This is a genomic window from Streptomyces sp. NPDC057616 (genome assembly GCF_042800575.1).
GTDB lineage: Bacteria > Actinomycetota > Actinomycetes > Streptomycetales > Streptomycetaceae > Streptomyces.
Genome location: NZ_JBHVGU010000008.1, coordinates 140,636 through 147,960, shown reverse-complemented (window position 1 = coordinate 147,960; position 7,325 = coordinate 140,636). Strand labels below are relative to the sequence as shown.

Here is a 7,325-nt window from a genome sequence, read left to right as displayed (position 1 = left end):
GTCCGGATGCGGAGCCGGAACCCGCTGCGAGAGCGTCGGCGGGAAGGGCCATGCCGAGGTTCATGCCGCCCTTGTCGACCGGCTTGGTCAGGAAGTCGCCGGCCGTGGCACCCAGCGGGCGGGTCAGCACGAAGGCGATCCAGAACAGCAGCACGTTCGGCACCGCCGGTGCCTTCATCAGCGCGACCAGGACGGCGAGCGCTCCGGTGACGAGCAGCGCGCCGCCCGCGTAGCCGAGCCCGGAGCTGTCGGACAGGAAGTCGCCCATGGAGGTGCCGAGCGTGTTGGAGACGAGGATCGCCGACCAGAACAGGGCCTCGCCGCGGAAGGTGACGATGTCGCGGATCTGGAAGGTCATCCCGCTGAGCTTCCACAGGGCGAAGATGACGAGCAGGACCGAGATCAGGATCGCCGCGCCGGCCGGATAGCCGAGGCCCAGGCCCTGCGGCCCCCAGCCGAGCGAAGTGGCGCCGCCCGAGAGGTACTTGGCGCTGGCGTCGCGGTTCATGAAGTCGGACGTCGTGGTGCCGGCCATGCTGGTCGACAGGATCACGGTCCAGTAGAAGAACGGGTTGTAGCGGCTGGAGCGCAGCTGGACGACCAGCGTCACCACGAAGATCAGGAACAGGGCGACCGTGGTGAGGAAGTAGCCCAGTTGGAGGGTCTGCGAGAAGAGGTCTCCGGCTGTCTCGCCCAGCGTGGTCGCGGCGATCTTCATGATCCAGAACGCCAGTGTGACGTCGGGCAGTTTCTTCATCACCGACGTCCGCGCGCTCGCGGTGTCGAGGTCGGTGAGGACTTCCGGCTGTCGCAAGGTGGGGGGCTCCTTGTGAGGTCGTGCAGCAGGGCGCCCGGCCCCCGCGCGGGAGCGAGCGCCCTGAGCTGGGCGACCGCGGACCGGCGATCGCCGCACAAGACCTTGGCACCCTGCACCTGAACGCATCCTGAACGCCTGGGACTTGCCCTCGGCAGGTCACCCGGCCGGCCCTCAGGTGCCGGTGGTGTCCCCGAGCGTCTCCAGCACCTGCCGCAGGCCCTCGGCGGTCTTCTCCACCAGATCCCGGTCGACACCGGCGAGGAGCCGGGCGTAGTCGGCGAGGTGGTCGGCGAAGGCGGCCCGGGTGACCTCGTGGCCGTGTTCGGTGAGCCGGATCTTGACGGTGCGCCGGTCGTCGCCCTCGCGCACCCGCTCGACCAGCCCCTTGGCCTCCATCCTGTCGATGCGGTTGGTGATGGCGCCGGAGGTCACCATGGACGCCTTGAGGAAAGTCCCCGCGGTGAGGGCGTACGGAGGCCCGGAGCGCTGGAGCGTGGTGAGCACGTCGAACTCGCCGTGCTCCACCCCGTGCGCGGCCGCCGTGGCCCTGGCGGACTTGTCGACGACCCGGGCCAGCCGCTGGATCCGGGCCAGGAGCTCCACCGGCCAGAGGTCCGCCACCAGGTCGGGGCGCTCCTCGGACCACTGGCCGACGATCGCGTCGACGACATCGCTCATCTCCACCACTTCCCTCGACGTCACTTCCCACGACAGGCATCGTCTCAACGTTAAGACACTTGACGTTGAGAGAGTCGGTTGCTTTTATCTTAACGTTGAGATTATCAAGGCTGAGGGACATCCGAGGAGAGACCCATGACTTACGCGACCGACGTGCCGCCCGCCGTGGTACTGACCCGCAAGGCCGAGGCCGAGACCTGCGCCGACCCGAGCAGCGTGATGACCCTGCTGTCCGATTCGGACGGCACCGCGGGCGGCTTCACGACCTACCGGTCCACCTTCACCAAGGGCGCGGTGGGGGCTCCGGCCCACTTCCACACCCGGGCGTCGGAGCTGTTCTTCGTGCTCGGCGGGGCGCTGCGGGTACTGGTGGGCGACGAGATCACCGTCCTCGAGGAGGGCGACTTCCTCGCGGTACCGCCCGGCACCCCGCACGCCTTCGCGGCGGCGCCGGGCCGCGAGGCGGACGTCCTGTTCGTGTTCACCCCCGGCATGGGCAGGTTCGACTATCTGCGCCTGCTCGGCCGGGTGATGCGGGGCGAGGCGGACCCGAAGGAGATCGCCGAGTCCTCCGAGCGCTTCGACAACCACTATGTCGACAGCCCGGTGTGGCGGGCGGCCCTGGAGGGTTCCGCCTGATCGACCCCGGCGACCGTCAGACGCCCGCCGCGCGGCGCCCGAGGACCGGCTCGGCGACGGTCCTCGCCGCCGGGCACAGCGTCTGACCGTGACGGGCGAAGAGTTCGTCGCGCGAGCAGAAGCGGCCGAGGTCGGCCAGGACGTAGGCGGACAGGTCGCACGTGGCGCCGGACGCCGGACAGAGGGTCGCCCCGTCCCAGTCGACGGCCGTCCTGGACAGGGCCTCGAACAGCGTCTCCGTACCGGAGTTGGTGAATCCCCCGCCACCGCCCTCGCTCAACTCGGCCAGATCGCCGAAGAGTTCGGACACCGACAGCCAGGGAGCCATGGGGTGGCCGGCCGCCGAAAGGCGTCCGAGGCGGAACTCCGGCCAGGCGAGGACCACTTGGTGCGGGACGAGCCCCTGCAGCCGGGGGAAGCGCGGATACCAGAACGTCCCGTCCACCAGCAGCCCGCGCACCCGCGTCGGCACTCCGGTCGCACGCGCCACGGCCTCCAGCACGGCGAGCCGCTGGCTGCACGACCCGCGGCCGCGGCGCAGCACCTGCGACACGGGCCGTGCGTCCTCCACCGAGTACACCGGCCGTACGGTCGCGGCGATGGAGCGGTGGGCCTGACGCAGCGCCGCCAGCCGGTGAGCCGGGTCCGCGCCCCCTTCCGGGCCTGCCGTCGGGCCGATCCGCCGCAGCAGTGAAGTGACCTGCGGATGGCGCCAGTCGAGGATCGGCGTCGGGGCCGTGCCGCCCTCGACCGGCGATCCCAGCGACACGACGCATCATGACAGAGGTTTTGAACGTGTTCAACAACTGCCTGCGAGCGGCAGGGCCTCAGGAGTCGAAGTCGACGGTCAGCGTGTCCGAGCAGGGGAAGGTCTGGCAGGTCAGCACGTAGCCGGCGTCGACCTCGGCGGGCTCCAGCGCGTAGTTGCGCCGCATGTCCGCCTCGCCCTCGGTGACCTGGGCGCGGCAGGTGCCGCAGACGCCGCCCTTGCAGGCGAACGGCAGGTCGGGGCGGACGCGGGAGGCGGAGTCCAGGATGGAGGACTCGCGGGAGAGCGCGGAGGTGGTGGTGCGGCCGTCCAGGACGATGGTGACCTCGCTGACCGGGCCATCGGCCTTGCTCTCCTCGTGCCGGACCGGGGAGAACGGCTCCTCGCCCGCGAAGAAGAGCTCCTGGTGGACCCGGTTCTCGGGCACTCCCAGCTCCGTGAGGACCTTCTGGGCGTCGAGGACCATGCCGTGCGGACCGCACAGCCACCAGTGGTCGGCATCGGTGACGTCGACCAGGCCGTCGACGAGCGCGGCGAGACGCTCCGCGTCGAGGCGGCCGGTCAGCAGGTCGGCCTCACGCGGCTCCCGGGACAGCACGTGCGCGACCTGGAAGCGGGCCGGGTAGAGGTCCTTCAGGTCGGCCAGTTCGTCGGCGAACATCACCGAGTCGGTACGGCGGTTGCCGTAGAACAGGGTGACGCGCGAGTCGTCGTCGGCGGCAAGGACGGACTCGGCGATGGAGACCATGGGCGTGATGCCCGAGCCGGCCGCGATGAGCACGTGGTGCCCGGGTGTCGTCAGGTCGGGGGTGAAGACGCCCACCGGGCCCATCACCTCGACGGTGTCGCCGGGCTTGACCTCGCTCACCAGCCAGGAGGAGAACAGGCCGCCGGGGACCACGCGGACACCGATCCGGGGCCGGGCACCCGCCGGGGAGCAGATCGAGTACGAGCGGCGCTCGTCCCGTCCCTCGACCTCGCGGCGCAGGGTCAGCGACTGCCCGGGCTCGAAGGCGAACTCCTCCGCCAGTTCCCCGGGCACGTCGAAGCTCACCGCGACGGCGTCCTCGCACAGGTGCTGCACGTCGGCGACCCGCAACGTGTGGAAGGCCGGACGGCGACGGGTGCGCCGCGCCGGCGAGGGAGCGGCGGCGTCGGTGGCCAACAGGTCCTCCATCAGATCTCCTTGACGTACTCGAACGGTTCCTGGCAGGCGCGGCAGCGCCACAGCGCCTTGCAGGAGGTGGCGCCGAAGCGGGAGGTCTCCTCCGTGTCCGTCGCACCGCAGCGCGGGCAGGGCACCACACGCCGGGTCGGGGACAGCAGGAGCGGCACCGGACCGGACGACGGGCGCGGCGCCGGTCCGGGCGGCGCGATGCCGTGCTCGGCGAGCTTGCGGCGGCCCTCGGCGGTGATCCAGTCGGTGGACCACGGCGGATCGAGGACCGTGCGGACCTCCACGCGCTCGTAGCCGGCGTCCCGGAGCCTCGCCGCGACTCCCGCGCGCATCTCGGCCATGGCCGGGCAGCCCGAGTAGGTGGGCGTGAGCGAGGCGACGACCGTGCCGTCGGCGTCGACCGTCACGTCCCGCAGTACGCCGAGGTCGGCGAGGGTGAGCATGGGCAGCTCGGGGTCGGGCACCTGCTCGGCGACGTGCCGGGCGCGCCGGTCGGCGGTGAGCGTGGTCACCATGTCGCCTCCGGGTGGGCGCGGGCCACACCCTGCAGTTCCGCCAGCAGGGGGGCGAGGTGCTCGGTGTGGTCGCCGTCGCGGCCGCCGCCGGCGGCCGGCCGCGGCACCTCGGGCAGCGTCAGACCCGCGGCCCGGGTGACCTGCTCCAGCACGGCGAGCACCGCGGTGCGGGCGTCGTGGGCGGCGAACAACTCACCCAGGTGCGCGGCCACTTGGCCGAGACCGGCCTGCATGCGCCCGTGGGACTCGTCCGTTCCGTCGCCGAGCCGCACGACCCACTCGGCCGCGTACTGCCGGTGGTAGGTGAGTTCCTTGACGCCCTTGGCGGCGATGGCGGAGAGCACGGGGTCCGCCGAGGCGGCGAGCCGCTCGAAGTGGGCCAGGCGCCAGCTGGCCAGGACCAGCAGCCGGGCGACGGAGAACGCGAAGTCCCCGTTGGGCAGTTCGGCCAGGCGTACGTTGCGGAAGTCGGCCGCGTCGCGGAAGTAGGCGTAGGCGTCCTCGCCGCGGTCCGTGCCGTCGACCTGGCCGCAGCGGGCGTAGAGCAGCCGGGTCTGGCCGAGGAGGTCGAGGCCGATGTTGGCGAGCGCGACCTCCTCCTCCAACTCCGGTGCGCGCGTGGTCCATTCGGCCAGCCGCTGGGCCGAGACGAGGGCGTCGTCGCCCAGCGCCAGGCAGATCGCGGCCAGTTCGGCCCGGTCGACGTCCTCGGGGACGGCCGTGCTGACGCCGTGCAGCGGGTCCTCGAAACCGGTGCCGAAGGCCCAGCGGGCGTCACTGTCGTCGTGTCCCTCGGCGAGGGACATGTAGACGTGGTCGTCACTCATGCCCTGCTCCTAGATGTGGGGGACGTCGTCGGGGATGTCGTAGAAGGTGGGGTGGCGGTACACCTTGTCCGCGCTGGGCGCGAAGAAGGGGTCCTTCTCGTCGCGCGTGGAGGCGGCGATGTTCTCGGAGCGGACCACCCAGATGCTCACGCCCTCGTTGCGACGGGTGTAGAGGTCACGCGCGTGCGTGAGCGCCATCGCGTCGTCGGCCGCGTGCAGCGAGCCGACATGGACGTGGTTGAGGCCACGCTTGCCGCGCACGAACACCTCGTACAGGGGCCAACCGTGCTTTCCGGAGGTCATGCCACCGCTCCCTTCGCAGCGCGGGCCGCCTGCTTGGCAGCGTGCGCACTGGCCGCTTCGCGCACCCAGGCGCCTTCTTCGTGAGCGGCTCGGCGCCGCTCGATCCGTTCGGTGTTGCAGGGGCCGTCGCCCCTGATGACCCGCATCAGTTCGGCCCAGTCGGGTGTGCCGAAGTCGTGGTGCCCGCGCTCCTCGTTCCAGCGCAGCTCCGGGTCGGGCAGGGTGACCCCGAGCTTCTCTGCCTGCGGGACGGTCATGTCGACGAAGCGCTGACGGAGCTCGTCGTTGCTGTGCCGCTTGATCTTCCAGGCCATCGACTGCGCCGAGTTGGGCGAGGAGTCGTCGGGCGGGCCGAACATCATCAGCGACGGCCACCACCAGCGGTCCACCGCGTCCTGCACCATGTCCCGCTGGGCCTCGGTGCCGCGCATCATGGTCATCAGCAGCTCGTAGCCCTGCCGCTGGTGGAAGGACTCCTCCTTGCAGATGCGGACCATGGCGCGGGCGTACGGGCCGTAGGAGGAGCGGCACAGCGGCACCTGGTTGCAGATGGCGGCGCCGTCCACGAACCAGCCGATGACGCCGACGTCCGCGAAGCTGAGCGTCGGGTAGTTGAAGATCGACGAGTACTTCTGGCGTCCCTCGATCAGCCGCTCGGTGAGGTCGGCCCGGTCGGCACCCAGGGTCTCGGCCGCCGAGTACAGGTACAGGCCGTGTCCCGCCTCGTCCTGGACCTTGGCGAACAGGATCGCCTTGCGGCGCAGCGAGGGTGCGCGGGTGATCCACTCGCCCTCCGGCTGCATGCCGATGATCTCCGAGTGCGCGTGCTGGGCGACCTGCCGGATCAGCGTCTTGCGGTAGCCCTCGGGCATCCAGTCGCGCGGCTCGATCCGCTGGTCGCGCTCGATCGTCGCCTCGAAGTGCTCCTGCAGCGCGGGCGGAGCGTCGGGGGCCGACGCGTCGGCCTGCTGTGCCGTCATCCGTATCACCAATCCCAACCGACCGTTCGTTCGGTCCATGATATGCCGAGAATCCCGGGTTTCGGCAAGTGCCGGAGCATGATCAGTTCCCGCCGAAGGCCGGCGCCCGTCCTTCGAGGAAGGCGCGGACGGCGCCACGGTGGTCCTGCGTGCGCCCGAGCCGCTGCTGCGCGGCGGCCTCCGCCTCCAGCAGCGCGGGCAGATCGGCGTCCGCCGCGGTCCGCAGCAGCTCCTTCACCTCGCCGTACGCGGCGGTGGGACCGGCGGCCAGGCGCCGGGCCAGCGCCAGCCCCTCCTCGGTCGCCGTACCGTCCGCCACGACGCGGTGGACCAGGCCCCACCGCTCGGCCGCCTCCGCACCGAAACGGTCGCCGAGGAGCATCAGCGCGGCCGCCCTGGACGGGCCGACCGCCTGCGCCAGCGAGCCGCTGAGCCCGCTGTCGGCCGCCAGGCCGATGCCCGTGAAGGCGGTGGCGAAGCGTGCCCCCCCCCCCCCCCCCCCCAGGAGGAACCCCCAAGAGGGGAAGACCACCCCAGAACAAAACCCCAACCCAAAAAAAAAACCCCCCCCCCCCCCCCAACCCCCTTCCCGACCCCCCCCCACCCCTCCCCCCCCATGT

10 protein-coding genes are annotated in these 7,325 nt (G+C 71.4%); 1 reads left to right on the top strand and 9 read right to left on the bottom strand.

Annotated features, from left to right (window positions below; genetic code table 11):
* A partial coding sequence (locus ACFU97_RS12245; protein ID WP_384254451.1) for a hypothetical protein occupies window positions 1-814 on the bottom strand: 814 nt, incomplete at its 3' end.
* 174 nt (window positions 815-988) lie between these two features.
* On the bottom strand, window positions 989-1,495 hold the full coding sequence (locus tag ACFU97_RS12240; protein ID WP_384254448.1) for a MarR family winged helix-turn-helix transcriptional regulator: 507 nt from the start codon (window positions 1,493-1,495) through the stop codon (window positions 989-991).
* Between the two features lie 135 nt (window positions 1,496-1,630).
* On the opposite strand from ACFU97_RS12240, the gene ACFU97_RS12235 reads away from it, so the two are divergent.
* On the top strand, window positions 1,631-2,134 hold the full coding sequence (locus ACFU97_RS12235; protein ID WP_384254446.1) for a cupin domain-containing protein: 504 nt from the start codon (window positions 1,631-1,633) through the stop codon (window positions 2,132-2,134).
* A 16-nt stretch (window positions 2,135-2,150) separates the two neighbouring features.
* On the opposite strand, the gene ACFU97_RS12230 is transcribed toward ACFU97_RS12235, so the two are convergent.
* From ACFU97_RS12230 to ACFU97_RS12200, 7 genes are all read right to left on the bottom strand, one after another.
* Window positions 2,151-2,903: a transglutaminase domain-containing protein gene (locus tag ACFU97_RS12230; RefSeq protein ID WP_384254443.1), complete on the bottom strand. Its 753-nt coding sequence runs from the start codon at window positions 2,901-2,903 to the stop codon at window positions 2,151-2,153.
* A 58-nt stretch (window positions 2,904-2,961) separates the two neighbouring features.
* Window positions 2,962-4,080, bottom strand: coding sequence for a 1,2-phenylacetyl-CoA epoxidase subunit PaaE (gene paaE / locus ACFU97_RS12225; protein WP_384254441.1), 1,119 nt, complete (start codon window positions 4,078-4,080; stop codon window positions 2,962-2,964).
* Window positions 4,080-4,595, bottom strand: a complete 516-nt coding sequence (gene paaD, locus ACFU97_RS12220) for a 1,2-phenylacetyl-CoA epoxidase subunit PaaD (protein ID WP_384254438.1) — start codon at window positions 4,593-4,595, stop codon at window positions 4,080-4,082. Before paaD ends, paaE begins: the two co-directional genes overlap by 1 nt.
* On the bottom strand, window positions 4,589-5,422 hold the full coding sequence (paaC, locus tag ACFU97_RS12215) for a 1,2-phenylacetyl-CoA epoxidase subunit PaaC (RefSeq protein ID WP_384254436.1): 834 nt from the start codon (window positions 5,420-5,422) through the stop codon (window positions 4,589-4,591). Before paaC ends, paaD begins: the two co-directional genes overlap by 7 nt.
* Window positions 5,423-5,431: 9 nt before the next feature.
* A complete protein-coding gene (gene paaB, locus ACFU97_RS12210) occupies window positions 5,432-5,725 on the bottom strand; it encodes a 1,2-phenylacetyl-CoA epoxidase subunit PaaB (protein ID WP_384254433.1) in 294 nt (97 codons plus the stop codon).
* Window positions 5,722-6,705, bottom strand: coding sequence for a 1,2-phenylacetyl-CoA epoxidase subunit PaaA (gene paaA, locus ACFU97_RS12205; protein ID WP_384254431.1), 984 nt, complete (start codon window positions 6,703-6,705; stop codon window positions 5,722-5,724). Before paaA ends, paaB begins: the two co-directional genes overlap by 4 nt.
* Before the next feature lie 82 nt (window positions 6,706-6,787).
* Window positions 6,788-7,237: an enoyl-CoA hydratase-related protein gene (locus tag ACFU97_RS12200; RefSeq protein WP_384254428.1), complete on the bottom strand. Its 450-nt coding sequence runs from the start codon at window positions 7,235-7,237 to the stop codon at window positions 6,788-6,790.
* Window positions 7,238-7,325 lie beyond the last annotated feature (88 nt).